Source organism: Anaerococcus murdochii (assembly GCF_019957155.1).
In the GTDB taxonomy this organism is placed as follows: Bacteria; Bacillota; Clostridia; order Tissierellales; family Peptoniphilaceae; genus Anaerococcus; species Anaerococcus murdochii.
Map to the genome: position 1 here is coordinate 336,662 of NZ_JAIPME010000002.1, position 26,705 is coordinate 363,366.

The window sequence follows — 26,705 nt, forward strand, 5'->3', positions numbered from 1 at the left end:
CTTGATTTTCTGTGCTTTTTTGTAAGATTTCAACTCGTTTTTCTCGTTTTTTCCTTAAATGCTTTAGTGAAACTAGGTTATTTGCCAATACTCTTTTATATTTATTTGCAATTTACTTGGTTTTTATAAATATATAGTATAAATTTATATCAAATTTCCCGAGGAAATAATTATAAATAATAGGCCATAAATAATCAAAAATATATCAATCTAAGATTAGATTATTAAGAAGAGGGCTGGATTTTTCCTAGCCCCCTTCTTCCTAATTTCATTTGTTATCTATTAATCTGCTTCTTAGGTTCAAGGATTGAAGATATCTTATAAATATTGGAGTATAAACTTTTTGTGATGATTTTTTCTTTGATGGTTGGGAGTTTTCCTTCTTGTCTTTTTTCTTTTCGTCTTCTTTTTTATCTACTTTTTCGTCTGTTTTCTTGTCGGTTTTTTCATTGGTTTCTCCAGCCTTGGTTGGGTCCTTAGCTTCATTTTTGTTATCTATTTCAATAACACTTTTAGCGTCTGTTTTTCCATCAACTTTGGCTTTATCATCTGGCTTGGATGCTTTGTCATCCTTGGCCTTTTCATCAGTTTTTGTCTCGTCTTTTAGATTTATTTCTTCTTTTGTTTTAGAATCTTCTTCCTTGTTTGTTTTTTCTTCTAAGTTCTTTTCGTCCTTAGCCTTGTTTGGATCTTCTTTTTGATCTCCAGGCTTTTGGTCGGCTTTTGCATCATCTTTTTCGCCTATTGTCACTGTTTGGACTTTCTTAATGGCTTCATTTAGCTTCTTTTGTAAGTTCTTAGAGAAATTCCTTTCGCTTTCTAGCGGAGAATCTTTTGTTATGTCTGAGATTATTGATAATGGTGTAAGTTTGCCCAGATTTAGGACTACCTTATCTCCTCCTCGGCCCACAATTGGATCAGAATCATTATCTACTAGGATTATTTCATCTAGTTCTATAAGTTGTTGATTTGCCTTTGTGCCTAGGGCCTCAGCTTCTTTAACAAGTTGAGCTATTCTCTTGTATTCTTCTTTGGCTGCTTCTGGATCACTTGCTTCAAGGGCTGCCAGACTATCTAGTTCATAGTCTAGGAGTGCTTGCTGGATGAGCTCATAGATGTCTGATGTGACTTCCCTGAGTTCTTCAGTAAGTGCCTTGATTTCTCTATTTTCTTTTTCTATTTCTGCATTAATCTCTACTACAGATTTTTTCTTTTCTTCTGGCTTTTTATTTATTGGCATAAGTGAATTTTGGATTTGCGCCAATGGCGAAGCCATAATAGCTCCATCATCCATCAAGCCTTTAAGTTTTGCATTTTGCTTGCTGATGGCTTGGGATAAGCTCATCATTTCAAGAGTTTCTGGGTCTATATTTGGATATAGCTTTCTAAGAGAAGCTTTTTCCGTTTGGATAAGTTTTTCCATATTTGGACTTAAGACCCTGTTTTGGTTTCCCTTCTTATTTATTAGGCTCGCTAGGGAAACTTCTGCCTTGCCTTCTTGTGTGAAATCTAGGTCAAAGGCTGTGATTTCGGCATCCTCGATAGGATTTGTTGTGTCTGTTTTTTCTCTTAGGTCAAATCTTAATAAGGAATTTGCTGGAATAGAGAAATTTGCTGGATTGTCTATTTCTACCTGTTTTGCTTCCTGGGTGTTTGGATCGACATAAGTCGCCAGTAGTTTATATGGACCATAATCAAGTTGGCTTAGGTCCAAATAATCTGTAAGATTTTTCTCCTCGTCTGTGTCGTTTAGGAGGATTTTTGTAAATGGAAGACTTGCAAAAGGATTTTCCTTAGTTTGGTCCAAATAGGTCGCTTCCCTATTTTCCCCATCCCTTGCTATAGCGAAACCCTTGTCTTGGTCTTTTTCAACCTTAGCATCAAGCTTGCCAAAAGTAGTTTTGCCCTTGCTTGTAACTGCGTAATATAGGGTATAATCGCCAGCTTGGTCTTCTTCCCCAAGATTTACTTGGGCATCGACAATGCATTTATCTTTTATTTGGGTATTAATCCTAAAACCATAAACGCCATTACCTGCGATTTGTTTGCAAGATTCTGCCATTTCTTGACCTGCTTGGATAGCTTTTCCATCAGCTATAAAATTATTTAGGTCAAATTTTTTAACCTTGCCATCTTTTAGGGCAAATATAGAAATTGTGTAGTCTTCTGCTGTATTTCTTCCTTTTATTTCAAAGGTGTAAGAAAGCTTTCCAGCATTTTCTCCTATAAATTCTACGGGATGAGTCTCTACTTGAGGCTTATCTTCAATTTCTTTGCCTTTCTGACTTATGTAATTTATATTCGATTTAAAATCTAGTTGAGCTTTGTATTTAGTGTTTACAATAGTCTGTGAATTACTTACCGGCTGTGTTTGTGGATTGTTTGCCGATTTAACTTCTATTATATTTGTCGGATTTTGTTCTTGACGCCTATCTTCCATGTTGACTTCATCACCACTTATAAGTTCAGTGTCTGCCTTTTCTGTTAGGCTATCAACAGGGGTAAGATTCATCTCATCAGCATTAGCATTTAGAGGAAAAGCTAAAGCTATGGCTAGAGAAAGGAGTCCATATCCAAGATTGTTTTTTCTGATTTTCATAGTTTCCTCCGCTTACCTATATTTTATCACATTTCAATTTATTTACAATAACTATTTTATATTTGTTATTTATTAATGATTATTTCTAAAAAAATCTTAGTTATTTCATATACTTGCTTGCTTCCCTAATGGTTAGAGGGGCTAAGGCCTTTGATTCTTCATCCAAAAAAGAACCAACCCAGGCCGGATTAGTTTTGGAATATTCTCTCAGGGCCCAGCCTATGGCCTTGTCTATAAAAAACTTTTCGTCCTTGTCCTTAACAGGGATTTCTAGATTAATTTTTATAATTTTTGCCAAAAGGTCAGTATCAGTTTTATCTTTGTATCTTCTTTGGTGGCCAATAGCGATTCGCCTGAGCCAAAAATTGTCACTTTGGGCAAGATCTAGTATTTTTTCTTCAAATTCCTTGTTGCCATGACCAAGCCCACCTATTATGGAATCGATATTGTCGATAGTATCCCACCATGGGCGGATTTGAGCAAGATCTACTAGGTTTTCAAAATCACCTATTGTCAAAAGATGGCTTTGGGCCTTCAAAAGATCGAGGCCAAGGTAGTTTATTTCCCTATATTTATTTGAAAAAAGGCCGGTCAAAAGTGTCCGGTCAATGGATTTCGCTTTTTTACCTTCCTTTATATAGGCCTTTGATAAATCTCGCCTGAGCCCTGCAGGCAGCCCATAAAAATCAAATTTATTTCTCATATAGGCTGCCATCTTTTTTGCCCTTTCTGGGTCTGCATGGCTTTTATAAATATTTTCTATTTCATTTATGGTAAACATTTTAGAAATTTTCTAGTCTGATATAGCCGGTTGGACCATAAATCGCCCAGTTTGTTGACCTTAGAAGGTCTGCACCGAAAACAACTTGGATGTCAGCTCCCTCAAGGGCAGGCTCAATTTGTGGTGAAGCAAGCCTTACTTCCTTATTATCATTTGTGAAAATAAAGCGACTGAGGTTTGTAATGTCATCAAGGGATTCACCAAGCATGGTGAGTGTCTCTTTTACTTCATTATCAGAGTCAATCGCCTCTTTGGCTAGGCTTGGTGAAAGTATGGTCACTGGCCTAGATGTGTCGATAGCTGCCTTTATAATCCTATCTATGAAACCGATGTTTATGATTGGTTGGTTGGTTTTCTCCTTATTAGGTTCCATAAAATCTGAAGTTTGAACTTCAAAACGGCCTTCTTTTGGATTGGCCCTCCAAGCAAATTGGGAAATCACATTCCAACCTAGGACCATATCGCAATCGTTGGTATTACCCATTGGATCAGTGCCAAGGTCAAAAGTAGAATCTTTTGCAACAAGAACAGGAACCTTATTCAATTTAAGCCCACCGATTAATAATTCAGAAAGAAAAGCCCTCTTGTAGGTCTTTTTGTCATCTATGTAATCCTTATCTAAATAGTCTATATCAAGGTCTGCCGCAAGGGATTCCTTGATCATAGTATTGCCCCTGGTATTAAACATGGCAATAAGGTTCTTGCCATTCGAACCAAGACCAAGGTAAATAAAATTTAAAAATGTATTGTCAGCAACTGGAACTAAAGAAAAATCCATATAAACTCCTTTTTTTCTTTTTATTTCTTTTATTATACCACAATATTTTTTCACTAGGTGAGTCTATTAATCCAGGATTAACATCTTTTTTTCTTCAATCCGAGATTAATGGTAGTAAAAACTTTTAAATAAAAGTTTTTACGGTTTTCAAAATTTCTCAAGGTGCAAAGCACCGTAGTAGAAATTTATGAAAAACCTTATGTAATTTTTTAGGACCGATGCGACGAATAGGAGCATTGGTTCTAAAAAGATTACGTACCTTTTTATATTTTTTCATTCATTAATGCGAACTCTCCGTAAAAAGGAGGGGCGTAGGGGGCTTTCCGCATGCCCCCTCATGCCCCTCCTTAAACCTCCCCATTACACCCCTAGGCGGCCCCTAAGGCGGGGAGCATGAGCAGTGGATTTCCTTCGGAAATCTTTTTTAATAAGGTTCCCATCTTCGTTTTAGAATTACTATCTACTTACTTTTTAAAATCCCAAGCCTCCTAAAAATTGCAATCTCGTCTGACTTGTGCTTTTTATTTGAAAATTAGTTCACAGTAGCCATTATGTTTTTTATTTGTAAAAAGCTGTCAGTGCAATTTTCTTGACGGATGCTTGGGATTTTAAAATTCTCGACTTTAAGACTTTTAATCTCTTCGTATAAGAAAGATAAAACTCATTTAGCAAAGTTTGGCGAAAGCCAAACGAGCCAGGCGAGTTCTGAAAATTCGAGACCAATTCTCCCATCTATCGAGTAAATATTTCTAATAGAAAGCTCCGTTAAGAAAACTGATTGTTTGAGCGTTAGCGAGTTATCAGTTTTTAGGGGCTTGAATATTAGAAATCAGTGGGGAGATACGTAATCTTATACAAGGTAATTCTCTCTACATAAAAAAGCTTGCCGAAAAGGCAAGCTTCTACTTTCGCACTCCGCTTTAGGAGCCGCTCGGGGGTGTAGCGGTAAGGGGGCCTGGGGGAACCCAGTGAGGGACCCTGCGGAAGGTCCCTTGGGGTTCCCCCAGTTACGGAGTGGTTATGTCAATGACCTAGAATTTTTATAAGATAATATTAATTAAATTCTTTGAATATTCTAGTCTTGTATTCATAAGATCCCTCGTCAGTCGCTTCGCTCCTTCTGTCGGGACGGCGCTGGGTTGTCTTATGGAATAATAACTTGTCTTGGACAAGAAAAATAATAACTTATCTTGGATAAGAAAACCTCTTTGACACTGGTAATTTTGAAGGTATAGTTTAGGAAGTTTAGGATAAAAAAAGAAAGGAATGTTTATGAATTCAGAAAAGAAAATCTATCACATTGATGAAAAGGTTCCAGCTAAGCTACTTTTGCCTCTTTCTTTGCAACATACTTTTGCAATGTTTGGAGCATCTGTTTTAGTCCCTATTTTATTTCAAATTAATCCAGGTATTGTTCTTTTAATGAACGGGATTGGTACCTTATTATTCATCTTAATAACAAAAGGCAAGGCACCGGCTTATTTGGGTTCTTCATTTGCATTTTTGGCTCCAGGAACAGCTATCATTGCAAAACAAGGATTTGAATATGCGCAAGGTGCCTTTGTTGTAGTCGGAATTTTAGGTTGTATCATGGCCTATATTATCTACAAATTTGGCACAAGTTGGATTGACGTTGTCCTTCCACCAGCTGCCATGGGTGCAGTTGTGGCCCTAATCGGTTTTGAGCTTGCGGGCAACACCGTCACAGGCGGAGCAATCGGCGCAAACCTCATGACAGATACAGCCCAAGCCAAGGACTTCATAGTTTTTGGAATTACCCTTCTCACAGCCATCATAGGATCTGTTGCCTTTAAGGGATTTTTCTCAACAATCCCAATTCTAATTGCAATCGTGGTTGGCTATATTTCAGCAATATTTTTTGACATGGTTGATTTCACACCAGTTTTGGAAGCGAAACTTTTTACCATGCCAAACTTCCACATGGCAAAGTTTAGCTTAAATGCAATTTTAGCCATGCTCCCAGTCCTCCTTGTTATCACAAGCGAACATATTTCCCACCAGGTTGTTACATCAAATATTGTAAATAGGGACCTACTCACAGAGCCAGGCCTCCACAGGTCAATCTTTGCCGACAACTTCTCTACAGCCCTATCAGGTCTTGTTGGAGGCGTGCCAACAACAACCTACGGCGAAAACATCGGCGTTATGGCTATTACTGGCGTTTACTCAGTCCAGGTTATTGGAGGAGCTGCCGTTGTATCAATCATCATGGCCTTCTTTGGCCCACTTGCAGCCTTCATCTCAACCATACCAGGTAATGTAATCGGCGGGGTAACCTTCCTTCTATACGGTATGATCGGAACTAGCGGCATCAGGCTTTTGGTAGACGAAAAAGTCGACTACTCAAAATCAATGAACCTAGTTTTGACATCAGTAATCTTCATTGCAGGTCTATCAGGCCTAAAAATTCAATTTGCTTCTATAGAGCTATCAGGCATGGTCCTCGCATCTGTAGTAGCAGTAATCCTATCAGCCTTTATGACAATTTTGAAGAAATTTAATCTTACAAATGAATAAAAAAAGGCCCCTGTGGGGCTTTTTTTGCTATTAGAAAAATCTTAGTTTTCTAATTAAGGATAAATTAATGAAAAACTAAGTAAAAATATAGGCATAAAATAAAAATAAGCGGAATCCTAATCTCCTATATAGACTAGGTTCCGCTTATTTTTTATTATTAAATTTCTAAACCATTTATGCCAAAGTCTTGGCTTTTATCTCTTAATAAAATTCTTTTTCCTAAAAACCTAGATAAAACCTTGCAAATAAAGCAGCCGCAATAGCTCCAAAATATGGAGCAAGACCTGGAATCATCAAACCATATTGCCAATCATTATCTGTTTTGTTTTTGATTGGTAAAAGGCTATAAGCAAGTCTTGGACCTAGGTCTCTGGCTGGATTCATAGCAAATCCTGTAGGACCACCTAGGGCCATACCGATTGCCCATACTAATAAGCCCACACCTATTGGCACAAAATCTGGTTGGTTTTTTACAAGACCTAATATTGATGATAAGAAGATAAAGGTTGCAAAAAACTCTACAAAGAAGTTTCTAGGAAGGTTTCTAAATATAGGGTTTGTTGAAAATATATTTCTTACCTTTACTGGGTCGACGTCTAGGGATGAATCAAATTGATCTTTGTATAGGACGTAGCAAATCAAAGCTCCAAAACATGCTCCCAAACATTCAACTATAACATATGGTATAAAATAAGTCCAAGGAATAAGGCCTAGGATTGCTTGGCAAAACGCCATAGCTGGGTTAATACATACGTCACCAAATATTACCAAAACTATGGTAATACCAAAGCCCCATGTTGTAATTGCAAATAAATGGCCTGAGCCTTGGTATTTAGTCTTGTTAAGTACCTCATCACAATGAACGCCCACACCAAAAATAATCATAAGGGCAGTTCCTAAAAATTCTGCTATTAATTTTGAAATCATATTCGCTCCTTATCTATTAATCTTCAACAACTACGCCCAAACCATCTGGAATAACTACTACTTTAGCATCTTGACCCATTATATCAAAGGCTAATTTTAAAGCATCATCCATAGTTCTTGCTAATTGCATGTGTAAGTCAGTAACAAGTTTTTCGTCTACTTTATCAGATACCAATATTACATGATAATGAGAAAGGATGCGGGCAAAAATTTGAGAAGTCCATTGGTCTGGCACAGTATCTAGCCTTGGAGTGTTAATTGCCATCTCTTCAAATTCCCTAGCTTCTTTTACATCGGCAATATTGTGATAGAAACCTTCACCACCGTGGCCATCACCACAAGCACAACAGCTAATGATTACTCCGCCTTCTTTAACAGTTGCTTCAGCAGCTGTCATACCCTTTACAGCTTGGTAAATATTTTGATCAAGAGGAGCCCCACCATTTGTTGTAATTGCTACATCACAGTCGATCTTTTTCACACTGGCGAGGTCTCTTACAAAATCACAACCAACCTTGTGAGCTTCTTCCATATCACCTGCAAAAGAACCGATAATTTCGTGATTACCATTTAATACAACATTAATAATGAAGGCAAGATTTGCTGTTCTTGCTGCATAAACCATATCTTCATGGATTAAATTATGTTTTAGGTTTCCAGTTCTTGAATTTTTATCATCTATAAATTCACCGCTATGGTTGGCCATGATTGTCTTATAGGAAGCAACTCCTGGCAAAACTGCTTTTCTTCCGCCAGAAAATCCTGCGAAAAAATGAGCTTCAATAAAGCCTTCAGCAATCAACAAATCACATTCCGCAGCAATTTTGTTAATTATGCAAGCTCCGCCACTTGGAAGAGTTCCTATTTCTTTCATTGAGCTATCATCTGTTGATACGTGCATCACGATTTCTTCGTTGTCTACAATTTCTTGACCGTATTTATTTATCAATTCTTCCCTAGTTGATGGGCGGTGGAAGCCTGTTGCTACAAGGATACGGATGCGGGCATCTGGGTTAGCACTGCGTATTCTTCTTAATAAAATTGGTGTGATAATTTTTGAAGGCACAGGACGAGTATGGTCTGAACTAATTATTACAATATCTTTTTTGCCAACAACAAGTTCTTCTAGACTTTTTTGTCCGATTGGGTTATCTAGAGATTCTTCAACCAAGTCTTCTTGAGACTTTTCTGCAACAAAGTGAGTTTGTTGACCTTCTAGTTTTCCTGCAAAGTTTTTATCTTCTAATGCGACCTCCATGCTTGTATGATCGTAAGGTACATTGATTTTTATCATTTTAACATCTCCTATTGTATTAATAATTATTCAACAGGTAGATTATAACATCAAAAATCACCAATATCAAGGGCATTTTTATTAATTTTTGTACGTATAAATGGATAAATTCTAAGACCCTCTAAATTCCAAAAAGTAAAACGTTTTTTGTAATTAAGGGATTTATAGCCTATAAATTATATTTATTTTTTATAGTAATTTGAAACTATATGCAAAATTAATCCATGCATTAATATGCAAAAAAAATTAAAATTTAGATAGAAAAGTCAAAAATAAGATTCCTCGTTAAAACCTTACGATTTCTCTGTCGGAATGACACCAGCCCTCCTTCTTTAGAAACTAGGCAAGCTCGGCCGACACTGGGTAGTGTCTGTCATTCCGAACAAAGTGAGGAATCCCATAAAGCAAAAACCAGAAGAATAGAAGAGAGTTCCTCATAAATGAGATTCCCCGTCGGTCTCCTAAAGCAGACGGGCTAATTGTCTCTCTTGCTTCGCTACGAGATAGTCTGCCGGTCTATGCCGCTTGGTAATTCTGCCCTCGGATACGGCACGCTCTAGGCCGCTAGGGCAGTCCAGCTATCCATCAAATCACTCCGTAATTTGGGATAAGCATAGACACTAACCGAAAAGGCTTGTCTTCTCTGTCGGAATGACAGATCTTAGCTAGCCCACAAATTTCCCAACAAAAAATCCGGCCAGATGACCGGATTTTTCTTAAATTTCAATTTTATTTCAAGTCTTCACCATTAAAGGCATCAATAAAGTCGTCTTTGGCCCTGTTGGCCTTTTCTTTTGCGTCTTTTACAGTTTCTTCTACTTCTTTTTGGTTTTTCTTTAGAAGATATGCACCAGCACCTATCATGAAGGCTGCCTTAGCAAGTCTAGAAATAATATTTGGTTTGTTTTTGTATTTATTATTAAACATCTTTTTCCTTCTTCCTTTGTTTTGAACGCTTTTTCTAGCAAGGTTTGAGGCTAGGTCTTTTGTGCCTTTTGCAACAATTATTTTCTTAAAAAGTCCCATAAGAACCTCCTTCTAAAAGTGTCTAACAAATATATACCCAGTTTTTAGTCTTCTCTAACAAGTGGCATTGACATACATCTTGGGCCGCCCCTACCTACTGTTAAGTTAGAAGAGTCAAGTTTTAATACTTCAAAGCCTTCTTTTTCCAAAACGTCGTTTGTAACATTGTTTCTATCATAAACTACTACCTTGCCTGGAGCAATAGCTAGGGTGTTTGATCCGTCTGTCCATTGTTCACGAAGGGCTGCTATTGGATCGCCGCCACCACATGGGATTAGCTTGACATGGTCAAGGCCAAGGGCATCTTTTAGCAAGTTTTCTAGGCTCTTGTCTAATTGTTCAGATACAATTTCTCCATCCCTTGCAGTAAATCTGTAAGCATGGAAGGTGGACATAATGCCTGGGTGATAGGTAAAGGCATCGTGGTCAATTTGTGTAAATACAGTATCAAGATGCATGTAGGCTCTTTCTACCGGGATATTTACAGCAAGAACTTCCTTAACTTCATTATCGTCAGCTAAGATTAGATTTGTAGCTAAGGTCTTGATTGATTCAAGCTCTGTTCTTTGGCTTATACCAACCATTACAAGGTTTTTATTGATATTTAAAATGTCTCCACCCTCTATAGAATGGCCAGTATTTCTACCGTAGAAATCCCTTGTTCCGCCGTATTCCTTGTGGTATTTAAAGATATAATCAGCGTAGATTGTCTCCCTACGTCTGGTTACGGTGTGCATGCAGTTAATAGAAACGCCATTAGCTATTGAAGAGAATGGATCCCTTGTGAAATAAAGATTTGGCATAGGATAAATTGCTGTGTAGGCTTCATTAGAAACAATTTTGTCAATGTTTTTGAAGCCGCCAATTTCCTTAAGTGTAATACCAGACATAGTTTTTTCAACAAAAGCCTTGGTATCCTTAATTGACTTAAGAAGGGCTTCGCTTTCCTTGTAAAGGTTTTCGTTCTTGATATTAGCTTCTTCTAAATATTGGGCCAAAAACTTGTCACGAAGGCCTTCATTAGCGTCAAGAGTCTCAGCCATAAGGTCTTCAAGATAAACAACCTCAGCCCCATTGTCCCTTAGGATCTTTGCAAAGTCGTCATGCTCAGCCTGGGCCTTAGCAAGGTCAGGAATGTCATCGAATAAAAGTTCCTCAAGCAAGAAAGGTGTAAGGTTTAGAAGTTCCTCACCTGGTCTGTGAAGCATAACTTTTTTCAAAGTCTTGATTTCATTGTTAACGTTTACTTTTACCATAATCTTCTCCTAAATAATTTTCTGAAAAAAAGGACCGATGTTGGTAAATCTACCAACAAAAGTCCTTATTATCAACCAGCAACTTTGCCAGTATCTTTAAATTACGTTTTCCTGATATAATTATAACACTAATCTACAAGTATTGCAACAAATATTGCAAAAAAAGTCAAAGTTTTACAAGACAATTTTAAAATAATATGAATCCCAATCCTCACAGCGCCGTCCCTAATGGGTCTGCCCACAGTGAGCGTAGCGAACTGATGGAAGCCCTTAATCGAGGCTTTTCGAGATGAAGGCAAGCCGTTAGGCGAAGCCTCAATCCGAAAACTACCGTCGACAGAAAAGTCCGAAGGACTTTGACGAGGGACCTTATAAATTAAGGACCAGTGTGAACGCAGTAGCCCCCACAAAAAAAACGCAAAAAAAACTCAAGGCCCAATCGCCTTGAGTTTTTCAAGAGAGGTAAAATAAGTCAAATCTTACTTATCTTATTCCTCGTCTTCTTTTTTCTTTGTAACAAATAATCCTGCAAGAGCAGCGCCTGCTAGTCCTGCTAAACCGCTAACAGAGCCAACGCCTGTCTTGACATTCTTAGCGCCAAGTTGATTGCGTTTGTTTCTCATAGGTGCTTGAGCATTTTGCTTATTACCCTTGAATGGATCTTGGGCATGGGATTTGTCCCTAGAAGGAACTCCCACAGAACCTGGCTCAACCTTAGCAATTAAACTCTTATAAGGAATACTCGCCTCAAAACCGTCATCATAGGTTAGGACAACATTACCCTTATCGTCCATTTCAACCTTCTTGGCATCTGGATTAGCCTTCTTAACCTCATCGATGATTTTATTCTTCTCATCTTCAGTTAAATTATCTTCATCCTTAACCTTAACCTTGTCATCTGGAAGGTTTGGAGTTCTTTGATTCTTACCATCAGAATCTTTACCACCTTTGTCACCAGTCTTATCATCTGTGCCTGGTTTATTTGAATCATCATCACCTGGTTTAATTGGATCAGTTGGAGTAGTTCCACCTGTAGAACCACCACTTCCGCCTGGGGTGGTTGTTTTTTCTGTTACTTTTACAGTTACTTCATCTCCACCTTTTGGTGTTACTTTGATTTCAGCACCTTTGTCTTGTTTTGGTACTTCTGCTGTGAAGTCTCCGTTTGCATCAGATGTTGCTTTGCCTATTTCTTTTCCATCTTTGTCTGTTATTACTACTTCTGTATTTGGTTTTGTTTTTCCGCTTACTGTTGTTGTAGTTTTTGTTGGATCATTTTCAGCTTTGCCATCTGTGATTGCTGGTTTATCTTCTGGTGTTGTAGACTTATCTGCTACTGTTACTTCTGATGGTGTTCCATCTTTTGGTGTTAGAGTAACTTTAGCACCTTTGTCTTGTTTTGGTACTTCTGCTGTGAAGTCTCCGTTTGCATCAGATGTTGCTTTGCCTATTTCTTTTCCATCTTTGTCTGTTATTACTACTTCTGTATTTGGTTTTGTTTTTCCGCTTACTGTTGTTGTAGTTTTTGTTGGATCATTTTCAGCTTTGCCATCTGTGATTGCTGGTTTATCTTCTGGTGTTGTAGACTTATCTGCTACTGTTACTTCTGATGGTGTTCCATCTTTTGGTGTTAGAGTAACTTTAGCACCTTTGTCTTGTTTTGGTACTTCTGCTGTGAAGTCTCCGTTTGCATCAGATGTTGCTTTGCCTATTTCTTTTCCATCTTTGTCTGTTATTACTACTTCTGTATTTGGTTTTGTTTTTCCGCTTACTGTTGTTGTAGTTTTTGTTGGATCATTTTCAGCTTTGCCATCTGTGATTGCTGGTTTATCTTCTGGTGTTGTAGACTTATCTGCTACTGTTACTTCTGATGGTGTTCCATCTTTTGGTGTTAGAGTAACTTTAGCACCTTTGTCTTGTTTTGGTACTTCTGCTGTGAAGTCTCCGTTTGCATCAGATGTTGCTTTGCCTATTTCTTTTCCATCTTTGTCTGTTATTACTACTTCTGTATTTGGTTTTGTTTTTCCGCTTACTGTTGTTGTAGTTTTTGTTGGATCATTTTCAGCTTTGCCATCTGTGATTGCTGGTTTATCTTCTGGTGTTGTAGACTTATCTGCTACTGTTACTTCTGATGGTGTTCCATCTTTTGGTGTTAGAGTAACTTTAGCACCTTTGTCTTGTTTTGGTACTTCTGCTGTGAAGTCTCCGTTTGCATCAGATGTTGCTTTGCCTATTTCTTTTCCATCTTTGTCTGTTATTACTACTTCTGTATTTGGTTTTGTTTTTCCGCTTACTGTTGTTGTAGTTTTTGTTGGATCATTTTCAGCTTTGCCATCTGTGATTGCTGGTTTATCTTCTGGTGTTGTAGACTTATCTGCTACTGTTACTTCTGATGGTGTTCCATCTTTTGGTGTTAGAGTAACTTTAGCACCTTTGTCTTGTTTTGGTACTTCTGCTGTGAAGTCTCCGTTTGCATCAGATGTTGCTTTGCCTATTTCTTTTCCATCTTTGTCTGTTATTACTACTTCTGTATTTGGTTTTGTTTTTCCGCTTACTGTTGTTGTAGTTTTTGTTGGATCATTTTCAGCTTTGCCATCCGTGATTGCTGGTTTATCTTCTGGTGTTGTAGACTTATCTGCTACTGTTACTTCTGATGGTGTTCCATCTTTTGGTGTTAGAGTAACTTTAGCACCTTTGTCTTGTTTTGGTACTTCTGCTGTGAAGTCTCCGTTTGCATCAGATGTTGCTTTGCCTATTTCTTTTCCATCTTTGTCTGTTATTACTACTTCTGTATTTGGTTTTGTTTTTCCGCTTACTGTTGTTGTAGTTTTTGTTGGATCATTTTCAGCTTTGCCATCTGTGATTGCTGGTTTTTCTTCTGGTGTTGTAGACTTATCTGCTACTGTTACTTCTGATGGTGTTCCATCTTTTGGTGTTAGAGTAACTTTAGCACCTTTGTCTTGTTTTGGTACTTCTGCTGTGAAGTCTCCGTTTGCATCAGATGTTGCTTTGCCTATTTCTTTTCCATCTTTGTCTGTTATTACTACTTCTGTATTTGGTTTTGTTTTTCCGCTTACTGTTGTTGTAGTTTTTGTTGGATCATTTTCAGCTTTGCCATCTGTGATTGCTGGTTTATCTTCTGGTGTTGTAGACTTATCTGCTACTGTTACTTCTGATGGTGTTCCATCTTTTGGTGTTAGAGTAACTTTAGCACCTTTGTCTTGTTTTGGTACTTCTGCTGTGAAGTCTCCGTTTGCATCAGATGTTGCTTTGCCTATTTCTTTTCCATCTTTGTCTGTTATTACTACTTCTGTATTTGGTTTTGTTTTTCCGCTTACTGTTGTTGTAGTTTTTGTTGGATCATTTTCAGCTTTGCCATCTGTGATTGCTGGTTTATCTTCTGGTGTTGTAGACTTATCTGCTACTGTTACTTCTGATGGTGTTCCATCTTTTGGTGTTAGAGTAACTTTAGCACCTTTGTCTTGTTTTGGTACTTCTGCTGTGAAGTCTCCGTTTGCATCAGATGTTGCTTTGCCTATTTCTTTTCCATCTTTGTCTGTTATTACTACTTCTGTATTTGGTTTTGTTTTTCCGCTTACTGTTGTTGTAGTTTTTGTTGGATCATTTTCAGCTTTGCCATCTGTGATTGCTGGTTTTTCTGATGGAGTTGTTGCTGTTCCTGCAGTTGATACATTACCTGCTTCATCTTTTGCTTTTGCACTTACTTCAGTATTATCTTTCACCTTGTCTGCTGGGATTGTTACTACTCCTGATGCTGGGTCTATTTTTAAGTCGCTTCTGTCTGGTAGTGACCAGTTTCCATAGTCATCTTTGGTTGCTGTAACTGTTACTGGTTTATCTGATCCTTCTGGTGTGTATGTTATATCCATTGATTTAACGTCTACATCCTTAGGTGGTGTAATTGTTACAGTTCCGTCGTTGTTTGCTCCTACTCCTGGTGCAGCTGGAGCTGTTTTGTCTTTAGTATTATTTTTTACAACTGTATTTTTAGCTGGTATTGTAGCTGCTGGTCTACCGTCTGTTGTTGGATAAGTTACTGTTACTTCTCCATTTGCAGCTACTTCAATTTTTGTACCTTCTGGTAGGTTTGGATTGGCTTTTCTAACTGCATTTTCGACATCTACTTTTTCGTTGTCTGTAAGGGCAGCTGGATTAACAACCTCAGTTATTTCTGGGTATTTTAATTTTTCAACAACATTATCTTTTTGTGCAAGGGCATATTTCTTGTCACCTCTTGTAATAACTGCAGAACCATCATCGTTAATTACTACTTCCTCTTTTGTTAGTTTAAGGTCTGGGTTAGCATCAATTATCGCTTGTTCAACCGCTTCTTGTTCTGGTTCTGTAAGGTCATTGATGTTTGCAACTTCTGTCTTCTTAGGTGCCTTAACATCAAGTAGTTTTGCGTCCTTCTTAACAGTTTCAACTGGTTCAAAAACTTTTGTAGAGTCGCCTCTTGTAACTGTTGCTTTACCATTATCATCTACTGTAATTTCATTATCTTGTAAGTCGTAGTCTTTGTTAGCAGCCTTGATAGCGTCTCTAACCGCTTGTTTTTCATTTTCTATTAGATCTTTATCATCTGCTACAGGAGTTATTGCTGGTTTATTTAATTTCGACAAGTCTTTTTCTTTAACTGTCTTTGCAGCAGGAATTTCGCCGGTCTTTCCATCGCTGGTTTTAACACTAACGTTACCTTTAGAATCTACTGTGATGTCATTTACAGTCAAACCGCTATTCTTTGCAATAACAGCTTTCTTTACTGCATCCTTTTCTTCTCCAGTAAGGTTATTAGGATCCTTAACTTCTGTTATTTCTGGATCAGTTAATTTTAGAACAGAGTCCTTAGCCTTAACAGTTTTGTCAGCCGGAATAGTTCCTACTTTACCGTCTTGGTTGATTTTTACAGTACCGTTGTTTTCTACTGTAATGTCATTATCTGTTAAGTTTCTGTCTGGGTTGGCTTTTTTAACAGCGTCTTTAACAGCTTGTTTTTCTTCAGGTGTTAATGCGCTTGTATTTTCAACAAGAACCGGTTCTTTTGGTGGGTTGAAGTTGTTTTGAACTTGTTTTTGTTCTACAGTTTTTTCAGGTGCTAATGTTCCAGTCTTGCCGTCTTTTTTAACTGTAACTGTACCGTCGCCTGCAACTGTAATGTCAGCTTTTGTTAAAGTTGGGTTAGCTTTAATCACGGCATCTGCTACATCGTCTTTTTCATCTGAAGTTAAATTCTTAGTGTCTTTTACTACTGTCTTTACAGGATCATTTAACTTCAAAGGTGTCTTATCTGTTTGTTCCCAAACAGCATAATAAGTTTTTTGTGATGTGATGTTTGTAAATTCTGTAACATTTGGTTTTGTTGCATCTTTTGTATCTGCCCAGCCCTTGAATGTGTATCCATCTCTTGTTGGATCAGCTGGTTTTGTTGCATTTCCACCTTCAACTTTGACATTAGTTGTGTCCTTACCGTCAGTAAATGTACCTTGATTTGCATCAAATGTAACTGTTACTTCATTTGAATAAACAGCATAAACAACTAAGTGTTTTGTTATTGGTGTTTCATTAGTAAAGATTTGTTCTTTTGGCAATTTATTAAATTCATCTGCTGTAACAACTGCATTATTTCCTAAAGTTGTCTTACCTTTTTCAGTAACCCAACCTAAGAAGTTCTTTCCTTCTAGTTTTGGTGCTTCAGGGAATTTATCACCGGTATTTGCTTCTACATTTGCACCTTCAAAACCGTTAGCTACATAGCCATCTTGGCCGTAGAACTTAACATTATCTGGTGCTATCTTAACAGCTTTCTTTGTACCGTCTGCCCATGCACCGTCTGTTGTATCAAATAATACTCTTGCCCTTACCCTTGTTTCTAATAGGTAAGATGGAAGTGATGAACCGTCAGATGCACTTGAAACAAACTTCATATCCTTCTTTAGCTCAAGCTTATGCTCTGTTGTTTTATCTTCTGAATGATAAGCAAGCATCTTAGCTAGGTTTATCCTATATTCATAAGCCTTGTAGGTCTTGTTATCTCCTGCAAAGTGAGGATCAAAGATATGGCCCTTAGGAATAGTGATATCTTTTCTTTTATCTTCACCGACTAATTTACCATCTTTATCGTATTCATTTTCATCAGCTTCAACTTTGGCGTAAAGTTTTTCTCTTTCAAAAAGAGTCCTTACCTTACCACCGTCATACTTTGTATAACCAACAAGTTCTGTTGTGTCAGTGTTAAACTTAGCATTATCAGCCGGCAATACTCTTGGATCCTTGTAGAAGTCATCTGTTCCTTCTGCATAATCATTTGTAAATATCAATTGATATGGAGTGTAAAGTGACTTGTTTATAGAAAGGATTGCTGACTTATCAGAGTGGTCTGTCCATGCTATTTTATTTGTATTTTCTATCTTATCTATATTTACATACTTAAACCAAGAAGTTTTAGAATCAATCTTATTGCCGTTATTATCATAGGCTTCTACAATAATATCTTTTCCTGGCTCTAATTTTTTAGTGTTAATCCAGAAGTTACCAGCTGTAGAAAGGATGGATGTATTAGGTACACCTGTTAGAACTTTGTCATTATCTTTATATTGCCAGAAAGTTCCTACTTTCGGTGTAGTGAAAACTAGTTCTTTTTGTTCAGTTTCACCTTTTAAAGTATATTTTAATTTAAAGGATGCTCCTCTTGGAAGATCTGTATAAAGGTGCATATTGATATTTCTATCGTTTTGTAATGTTAATGTTGCTGCGCCTTTATTTAGCTTACTGCCGTTGTGCGTTTCAAGGAAGTTTACAGGACCGGTAAAGGTTGAATCATAAGGCATGTAAATCTTTAGACTTTGTCCAGCCTTTATTGTAGCACCTTCTCTAAGTGTAAATTTATAAACACCTTCTGCAAATTTTGTGATGCTATCAACAGCGTCCTTGCCGGTAACGAAGCCATTGTAATAACCTTGTTGCTTTCTTGATATTGCTTGGTCTCCACCAATGTGAATCATGATTTGATCTGCGGCTGGCTTAGAAGTTGTATCAATTAGGTATGATTCTCCCTCTGGGACTACATAATCATTAGCGTATTTCTTTTCAAAAACTGTCCAGCCTTTGTTGTTAGGGTTAGTCCAACCTGACATAGTAGAGTAGTTAAGTTTTCTTACTTTGTCGCTGCTAAAAGTATCTTCAAACTTACCCTTGTCTACTACATAATCAATCGCTGTGATGTAAAATCCGGATAACATGGTGTGTTGGTCATGTTTAGGTACTTGTACTACTTTTACGTCACCTTTACTGAAATCACTTGTACTGACAACTATATAAGCTAATTTTCCATCAGAAGAGTAGTTTATCTTGTCTTTAGGTATTCCAACGTTTTTAGTATATGAAGATAGTTTTCTATCGACAGTCATAACATTGACATATCCAACATTTCCCTCAGAATCAGGTTTCAAATAATTAACAAGATTAGCATCAAAAACTTGTGTAAAAGCAATTGGTTCTCCACCAACTGTATTTCTTACAATAGTGTTCGTTTGACCCATGTATTGAGTTCTAATTATACCTAAGTTTGATGCGTCGCTATAGTTTTCTGGATTTGCAATAAATTCTGACATAAAGAACTCTTGGTTTGTTGCATTATTACTATCAGATTGCAAACCTCCCTTTAGGAATAAAGAGTTTACCTTATCATTTAGAGAAACACCTGTAGTCTTAGTATAAGTTGAGTAGTCCATAGAGGATTCACCCGGTGCATAAGCGTATACTTTCGAATAATCATCAGTTGTTAATCTCATTTGGATAATAAAGTTTTCATTACCCAGACTTTTTAAGTCAATGCCTTCTTTTAAAACTAAATTTATAGGCAGATTCTTTCTTTGGTTAGCTCTACCACCAACAGCGGATGGCAAATCAAAAGACCTACCGACAATTCCGTTTACATTTTCAAGTTTGTATTGAGTCGTACCGTCTCTGCCTACAACATGTGATAAATCAAAGTCGACGAACTTTTCAAGATCCCCGAAATTAATTAAAGCCTTGTGCCAAACAGCCGAAGCAGCTTGTGTCTTTTCTTTGTAAACAAGCCTAATTACGTATCTGCCGTTTGCGTCAATGAACATACCATCATAGTCGATGTCGTTCATTTGAATTGGATCAGATGTAGTTACTCTAACTAAAGTTTGGGAGTCCTCCACCTTCCAACGGGATTTATCCTTAATTTTGTTTTCCCAGTTAGGCTTGTTATAGTAGGTTGCACTTGATAGAGCGTCAACTCCTTTTCCACCTTGATTAGGTTCACCTACTGGTTCTGGAGTTTCTTCATCGCTAAATTCTAGGCCTTGATCTGCATCATCGCTAGATTCTTCGCCTTGTTTTTCTTTATCGGCTATTTCTTGGTCGATAAACTCGTCAAGGTCAAAAAGTATGCCTTCTTGGGCCTTTTGGTCCTTGGCCTTGATTTCTAGTTCTTTGATTTCTTCTTCTGTGAATTTTGCATCTAGTAATTTTTGCTTTTGTTCTTCAGAGAAGATGGATTCTTCTTCAGTATTTGCATCAGCTAATTCTTCTGAACTAGCAGGAAAATCTGCTTCCTCTGCCCATGTATCAACTGGTGATACAATGAGGCTGAAGCCTAGCATACAAGATACTAAACCAATAGATAGTTTTCTTGTAGCGTATTTTGGTTTTCTGATGGAACCTTTGAGCTTTCTTTGCTCGATTATTTCCTTCATTAACAATTTGTCGTCCAAAATTAATACCTCTCTTTCTACTTTTTCCTAATATATAGGGACAATACCCCCATTATTAACTAAAGTCTTATATCCATCATACATCTAAGAGTCATTTTTTCAATTTAATTAGTTTTTCAAACTTGTCTTTCTCAATAAAACTAAAATTAATATGACTTTCCAAGGGATTTTTTCCTTGACAGTGATTAATTATGTATTAATTATGGATTTCATGCATAAACAAAGCGAAATCTGAATAAATATTTATTAAAAAATCTATATCTATCTAGTTTTAATAATCTTCATTTTTTTTACTTTAAAGCTTTTTAATGATTTTTTTATAATTATAAAGGTCTTTTAATTGATTTTATCGCATTTAGGGTGCCTTTATCTGATTAAACATTTACCTTGTTTTGTATTATTATGGACCTAATCTCGAGATGAATAATTTTAGAAATGAGGAATAAGAATGATTAATATAAATAATGCTGTTAGGATAATGGATGATTATATGCCACTGATTTATGCTACTATTAGAAGATTTAATAAATTTGATAGGATGGAGGCGATTGATGAGGCAAAGATGGTCTTGATGGAGGCCATCCTCGATTATGATGAGAGTAAGGGGTCTTTTGGAAATTACCTAAAGAACATGCTTAATTACTATTTTTGGGATAAGTCAAAAAAGCCCTTTCCAATTTCCCTTGATATAGAAAGCGGCAATGGGGCAAGTCTTAAAGACGACCTTGTGTGCGATGATGATATTGAGGATGATTTTTTTACAAAGGAAAAATATAAGGATCTTTACGCAAAGATAAAACGCCTTGATGATAAAGATATTTTGATAATAAAGCTAAAATACTGGGAAAATCTGTCGGATAAAAAAATAGGAGAAATAATGAATCTCTCCGCCAAGACAATTAGAAATAGGCATTCTCTGGCCCTAAAAGACCTTAAGGAGATGATGGAAGTGGAGTAGGGAAATATTTTGCTTGCTTAGATTGATCTGGTCCATGATTTATAGGATTCCTTCTCTCGATTGCAATCGATGTAAACTAAGTCAAGTAATCTCTAGCAGCCAACCCCCTCGTCTCGACTAAGTGAGCGTAGCGAAGAGCAAGCCCGTCTGGCTATAGGAGACCGGAGAGATCTCTTGCTTTTTTTGTATAATTATTATGGAAATGGTGTCGTATTAATTTTAGTATGGAGTAGTTGTTTTATAAACGTCTCCCGAATGTATGAGTAGAGCTAGCTTTGAGTTGGTCTCTCCGTTCATACTGGTCTTTTATTTGTAAGATCCCTCGTCAAAGTCCTTCGGACTTTTCTGTCGGGACGGCGCTGAATTCATCTCGCAAATTCTAGGCTAAGGACTGCCATCAACTCGCTTAACTCACTGTAGCCAGACCATTAGCGACGGCACCGTCCCCCTCGCTTCGACCGATAACTAGCCCGTCGGCTCTAGGAGGCTGGAGAAGCCTCTTGCCGTTTTTGTATAATTATTATGGTAAGGAATTCTCGTTAATTTTAGGATGGAGTAGTCGTTTTATAAACGTCCCCCGAATGTATGAGTAGAGCTCATACGTAGTTGGAAGGTAATCTTTTTATTCCGAACGCTCCTTTTCGTCGCGTCCTGTCCTCACCTAGCCGGACGGGCTAGCTCAAAATTACATAAGGTTTTATCCTATTTTTTCTTCATACCTTTGGTGTTCGAGAAATAGCATAAATCGTTCAAATTTTGTTAGCAAAATTTGAACTACCATTATAGTAGGTATCAGTCTCACCGAGCCGACGGGCTTGCCTCCCATTCGAGACGAGGGCATGGGTTTGAGTTGGTCTCGGGGCTCCACCTCCTCATCTCGACTGAGCTTAGGGCAAGCCCGTCTGGCTTTTGGAAGACCCACCACGCGAAGTCCTAACCCTATTTTCGACGAAAATAGATGGTAGGCCTGGTGCCGTAGCTGAGTGGTCTCGAAAATGACCGATGCTAAAGCATCGGTCACCCTTGAATGGTGGGACTATTCCCATTAGCGAATCAGAAAAAGACTGATGTTTTGATCAGTCTTTCTAAAATCCCGAGGTAATTTGTGAGGAAAAATGTGGGAAATCGGCGAAGTACAGAAGAAACCGGAGTGAGGCGTACCAAAGTACGCCGCAACGAGGTTTATTCGAAACGAGCCGATTTACCCATTTTTACCACAAATTACTCCCATTCTTCTTTTCCAAACGTACACTAATTATCAAACCATTCAAAATACTATATTCTATTTTATGTAGTACCACTAAATCCACCTAATTATAGGACATTTTCAAATTTTTAGTCCCGTCCCAATCCCAGTACCGGACAAAAACTAATAATATTTATAAAGATTCTATATAAACGCCAAAATACATCTAGCTAATAATAAAAACCACCGGCGCAGTGAAATGAGCACAAAAGCTTGACTTAAAAACCAACTTAAAGAGGTCAGTTTTTTGGCTCTTTGTCAAATCGTGTTGGTAATTAAAAATCAACTACATTCTTTATCGGGGATAGAAATTTCTATCCCCGATTTTTAACTAGCAAATAAATTCCTTGAAATAAGTATTCTAGTTCTAAAATTCGCAAAATTCCTGTAACCAAACGCCACTCTCTTTAAAACCTTAATATAATTGTTTATACCCTCAACAGCACCATTAGAGTACTCAAAATTAAATGAATTCTTAAGATAATCAATATATTCAAGGCAAGTATCAATCGATACCTGCATCCTAAAACCAACCCTATCCCTAAAATAAATCAAATGCTTTTTAAAAGACTCAAAATCTCGATTTTCAATATCTTGCCTAATAATCAGATAGCAGGTATAAGAGTCTTCTAAAACTTTATCAATTGAAATACTTTCATTAACAACATCTAACTGAGAAATATACCTACCAGGGAAATGTATTTTCTTAGAAAGGACTGTCGAACTAAGCAACCTATAAGGTTTTAGAAATAGCTTCCAATATTTCTTAAGCTTCTTGTAATCTGAAGAATAAGTAGAAAAAGTCTTCATAGTATCAACTCTAATCTGATTAAAAGATCTAGAAAAAAGACCAACAATATGGAATCTTTCAATAATAATCTTAGCATTTACAAATAACTCCTTAATTAAAGAAATATAGGGACTATACGTATCAATACAAATAATCTCAACTTGATTTCTAACATATTTAGGAAAAGAAGAAAAATATCTTTTTAGAAAAGGCAGTTGTCTATTCTCAACAATATCAACTATCTTATTATTATCAGCATCACAATAAATAAAACTCATAGCACCTTTAGCATCTTTGGTTGATTTAAACTCATCAAAACATAGATGTTTAGGAAGTGTTCTAAAATCTGCATTAAAATAATTATCAAATCTAACTAAAAATCTAGCAACACTAGTAGTGGAAATGTTGTTATCTCTGGCAATATCTTTAATTGAAATCTTCTTAGTTAAATCAGTAAATATGTGTTTTTTTACTTGATTATAAATATTACAATGTTTATCAACTATCTTAGACTCAAGTAAAAAATACTTATTGCAATCCTTGCAGTACATCTTCTGCTTCTTCAAATCAATTAAAACAGGATGTTCACCTGCCCTAGAGCACCTTACAATAGATGATTTAAATCCATACTTAATTAGATTATGGTTAGAGCCACAATTAGGACAAACTTGTTCAGAATATTCTAATTTAGCTGTTAAAACTGTATATGTTACACCTTTAATAACTTTGTGATATATTCCATTAGAAAAATTAAGGTTCTTATCTTTGATATTCAGTAAATTTGTAATAAAATAATTGTTAGACATATTTAATCTCCTTTTTAATTTGTAGCTGATTTAATTATAGGGTAAATGATTAAATATGTCTTCTTTTTTTACAAAAAAATCGTGCTGACAGAAGTTTCATCTACTTCTACCAACACGATTTATTATAGAACCTTTTTTCAGGATTAAGGTTGATACACAAAATTGTTTACAGATCCGGGTCACCTTATTTAATTTGGTAGCTCTTTTTAATTGTATCATATTATAATTCTTTTATATTTGTACAAAGTATAAAACATAGTTTATCGTTTATTGACTAGCTTTCAAATCCATAGTAAATACAGATCCACTTGGTATATTATCCGTTACACTTATTTCGCCACCATGGGCCTTAACTATAATTCTACAAAGATATAAGCCTAGACCTATACTCCTCTTGCTATCGATGATTTTGTTATTAGCCGAATAGAATTTTTGGAATATTCTTTTCTTATCGGTATCTTCAATTCCTTTTCCATTATCTGCCACTTGGATTATGACTTTGTTTGCATCTTGGTAGGCTCTTATATTGATACTTGACCCTTCAAAAGTATATTTTATAGCATTATCTACAAGGTTTATGATGACTTGTATTATTAACCTCACATCCATATCAGCCATTAGGTAGTCATCATCTATATCAACAGTTATATTGTGATTTTTTTTATCTCTGCTTACATGCTTTAGGGCCTCTTCTATGACTTCTTCAACCATTTGTGGCTCTATTTTTAGTTTGCTTTTACCTTCTTCAACTCTAGTTACTGAAAGTAAATTTTCTATAAGATTCAGTAGCCACTGTGAATCATCATAAATATCTCTATATAGCCCTAATTTCATTGTTTCTGTTAAGTTTTCCGAATTATTAAGTAGTATATGAGAATTTCCATAAATAGTTGTTAGGGGCGTTCTTAAGTCATGGGAGATTGATCTTAAAAGATTTGTTTTCAATTGCTCATCTTTTATTCTCAAATTAGCTTCGTTTTTATCTTTTAAAATTTTTTCTTTCTCTAAAGCCAAAGACATATCTCCAAGGATTGCTAGTAAAATTTTATTTTCTACGGAATCTAGCCTATCTTTACCCAAATGTATACCTATAACCCCATACACACTTGTATTAAATCTGATTGCATAATATAAGTACTTGGCATCTGGCAAATATTCTGTGCCAGCACCTGCACTTTTGTTTTTGGCAAATACCCACTTTACTATTTCTAATTCTTTGAGAAATTCTTTATCAGCATCCCTAAAATCATCCTTGAAAATTAGTGGATCCTGAATTTCCCCATCTACTATATCGTAATAAACTATATTTCTATTTAGTAGGTTTGATAATTGATTACAGCCTGTTTCTATGATTTCGTGTTTGGATATTTTAGTCTGTAAAAGTTGATTTGTTTCTAACAAAAGCTTTGTTATATATGTCATATTTGATGAGTTCTTTGCATTTTTTCTTATCTGGCTTGCTAGCTTACTTGTCAAAAATGATACTATTAATAAGACTAAAAAAGTAATAATATATTCAGGATTAGATACTGATAAACTTAAAGTTGGCTTAGTAAAACAATAATTAAAGGCTAATACGCATATTACAGATGAAATAAAACTCACTAATTCATCATAAGTTACAAGGGCAATAAAAAATACACCTAGTATATAGATCATTATTATATTTGCATCACTGTAGCCAAAATCATAAAATATATAACCTATTAGAGTGCTGATTGCTAATATTATAAAAGCAATTAACAAATCTTTTGATATATTTTTGTTTTCTTTAAATCCATAAGTTTTGACCTTATCATTTATTGGAACAGCGTAAATATCTATTCTGTCAGATTTTTTTACCACTTGATCATATATGCTGGTATTTAAAGATAATAGCTTAAAATCATTTCGTTTTTTTCCTATTACAATTTTTTTTACTTTATATAGTTTTGCAAAGTTTACTATTTGGCTTGCTATATCGTCATCATATATAATCTCAACCATAGCCCCCATGTTTTCCGCTAGACTTAAATTGTCTTGTAGGTAGTCATTGTCCTTTTTTTCCTGAAACTTATCTCTATCAGATACATATAGAGCAATTAGTTTAGCTTTTTCATTTTGAGCTATCTCATTGGCTTCTTTTATTACCTTACTATTAGATTGGGATTCAGATATACATACTAATATCAAATCTCTATCAATTAAATCCATTTATTTCATCTTCCCCTGATTTATTGATTCTAATCATCTTGTAGCCAACTCCAACATGAGTTTGGATATACTTATCGTCAGTTAATTTTTCTATCTTTTTTCTAAGAGAGGTCATATACACTCTCAAAGAAGAGAGATCAGATGCTAGGTAATTGACCCAAATGTTTTTTAGGATGTACTGATGTGTGAGAACCTTGCCAACATTTTCTGCTAATAAACATAATAAACTATATTCTATTGGCATTAAATGTATTTCTTCACCTTTAATAAATACGCTTCTCGAAGGATAATCTATTCTTATATCTCCATTTTCAAATGAAATTTTGTCTTCAACACTATTATTTTCAACATAGTTTATTCTTCTTAAGGTTGACCTAACTCTTGCAAGAAGTTCATCAACATTAAATGGCTTGGTCAAAAAATCATCTGCCCCTGCGTCCAAGGCTTCTATTTTATCTTCATCATTGGTCCTAGCGCTAATTACTATAACTGGAGTAGTCGAAAAATCTCTGAATTTTTTTATTATTTCTATTCCATCAATGTCAGGCAATCCCAAGTCAATAAAAACTATGTCATATTTATTTGAAGTCATTAGCTGTAGAGCATTTTTACCATCAATCGCTAGGTCATATTCATAATCATTTATCTGCAATGTTGTTGATATCAAGTTTCTCACAGCTCTGTCATCTTCTACAATTAATATTTTTATATTTTCATTCATATATACTTACCTTCTTTATAGCAAAAT

General features: G+C 36.1%; 13 protein-coding genes. 2 read left to right on the forward strand and 11 right to left on the reverse strand.

What is annotated here, in order from left to right:
• Positions 1–268 precede the first annotated feature (268 nt).
• The 3 genes from K8P03_RS01955 to K8P03_RS01965 form a co-directional block, all read right to left on the reverse strand.
• The gene (locus tag K8P03_RS01955; RefSeq protein WP_223417934.1) at positions 269–2,599 is read right to left on the reverse strand and encodes a hypothetical protein; all 2,331 of its coding nucleotides are present in this window, start codon (positions 2,597–2,599) and stop codon (positions 269–271) included.
• Positions 2,600–2,699: 100 nt separating this feature from the next.
• Complete coding sequence (locus K8P03_RS01960) at positions 2,700–3,380, reverse strand: DNA alkylation repair protein (RefSeq protein WP_223417935.1); 681 nt, start codon at positions 3,378–3,380, stop codon at positions 2,700–2,702.
• A gap of 1 nt (position 3,381) precedes the next feature.
• Positions 3,382–4,158, reverse strand: a complete 777-nt coding sequence (locus tag K8P03_RS01965; RefSeq protein WP_223417936.1) for a retropepsin-like domain-containing protein — start codon at positions 4,156–4,158, stop codon at positions 3,382–3,384.
• A 1,272-nt stretch (positions 4,159–5,430) separates the two neighbouring features.
• Between K8P03_RS01965 and uraA the strand changes: the two genes are divergently transcribed.
• On the forward strand, positions 5,431–6,696 hold the full coding sequence (gene uraA / locus K8P03_RS01970; protein ID WP_223417937.1) for a uracil permease: 1,266 nt from the start codon (positions 5,431–5,433) through the stop codon (positions 6,694–6,696).
• Positions 6,697–6,915: 219 nt separating this feature from the next.
• Here uraA and larD read toward each other — a convergent pair whose 3' ends face one another.
• From larD to K8P03_RS01995, 5 genes are all read right to left on the reverse strand, one after another.
• The gene (larD, locus tag K8P03_RS01975) at positions 6,916–7,623 is read right to left on the reverse strand and encodes a D/L-lactic acid transporter LarD (protein ID WP_223417938.1); all 708 of its coding nucleotides are present in this window, start codon (positions 7,621–7,623) and stop codon (positions 6,916–6,918) included.
• Between the two features lie 16 nt (positions 7,624–7,639).
• Positions 7,640–8,917 (reverse strand): nickel-dependent lactate racemase, encoded by a 1,278-nt coding sequence (gene larA / locus K8P03_RS01980; protein WP_223417939.1) that lies wholly within the window; start codon positions 8,915–8,917, stop codon positions 7,640–7,642.
• Positions 8,918–9,646: 729 nt separating this feature from the next.
• Positions 9,647–9,943: a hypothetical protein gene (locus K8P03_RS01985; RefSeq protein WP_223417940.1), complete on the reverse strand. Its 297-nt coding sequence runs from the start codon at positions 9,941–9,943 to the stop codon at positions 9,647–9,649.
• A gap of 44 nt (positions 9,944–9,987) precedes the next feature.
• On the reverse strand, positions 9,988–11,199 hold the full coding sequence (locus K8P03_RS01990) for an arginine deiminase (RefSeq protein ID WP_223417941.1): 1,212 nt from the start codon (positions 11,197–11,199) through the stop codon (positions 9,988–9,990).
• A gap of 488 nt (positions 11,200–11,687) precedes the next feature.
• Positions 11,688–19,964: an Ig-like domain-containing protein gene (locus K8P03_RS01995; protein ID WP_223417943.1), complete on the reverse strand. Its 8,277-nt coding sequence runs from the start codon at positions 19,962–19,964 to the stop codon at positions 11,688–11,690.
• A gap of 448 nt (positions 19,965–20,412) precedes the next feature.
• Here K8P03_RS01995 and K8P03_RS02000 point away from each other — a divergent pair, with 448 nt between their 5' ends.
• Positions 20,413–20,922 carry a sigma-70 family RNA polymerase sigma factor gene (locus K8P03_RS02000; protein WP_223417945.1) on the forward strand — a complete coding sequence of 170 codons (510 nt, stop codon included), beginning with the start codon at positions 20,413–20,415 and terminating at the stop codon, positions 20,920–20,922.
• A 1,573-nt stretch (positions 20,923–22,495) separates the two neighbouring features.
• On the opposite strand, the gene K8P03_RS02005 is transcribed toward K8P03_RS02000, so the two are convergent.
• The 3 genes from K8P03_RS02005 to K8P03_RS02015 all read right to left on the reverse strand — a co-directional run bounded on the left by K8P03_RS02005 (position 22,496) and on the right by K8P03_RS02015 (position 26,678).
• Positions 22,496–23,764, reverse strand: coding sequence for an ISL3 family transposase (locus K8P03_RS02005; RefSeq protein ID WP_223417946.1), 1,269 nt, complete (start codon positions 23,762–23,764; stop codon positions 22,496–22,498).
• Positions 23,765–24,031: 267 nt separating this feature from the next.
• Entirely contained in the window at positions 24,032–25,957 is a 1,926-nt protein-coding gene (locus K8P03_RS02010) for a DUF4118 domain-containing protein (RefSeq protein ID WP_223417947.1), read from the reverse strand.
• Positions 25,944–26,678 carry a response regulator transcription factor gene (locus K8P03_RS02015; protein ID WP_223417948.1) on the reverse strand — a complete coding sequence of 245 codons (735 nt, stop codon included), beginning with the start codon at positions 26,676–26,678 and terminating at the stop codon, positions 25,944–25,946. The genes K8P03_RS02010 and K8P03_RS02015 overlap by 14 nt, the downstream gene beginning before the upstream one ends.
• Positions 26,679–26,705: the final 27 nt, after the last annotated feature.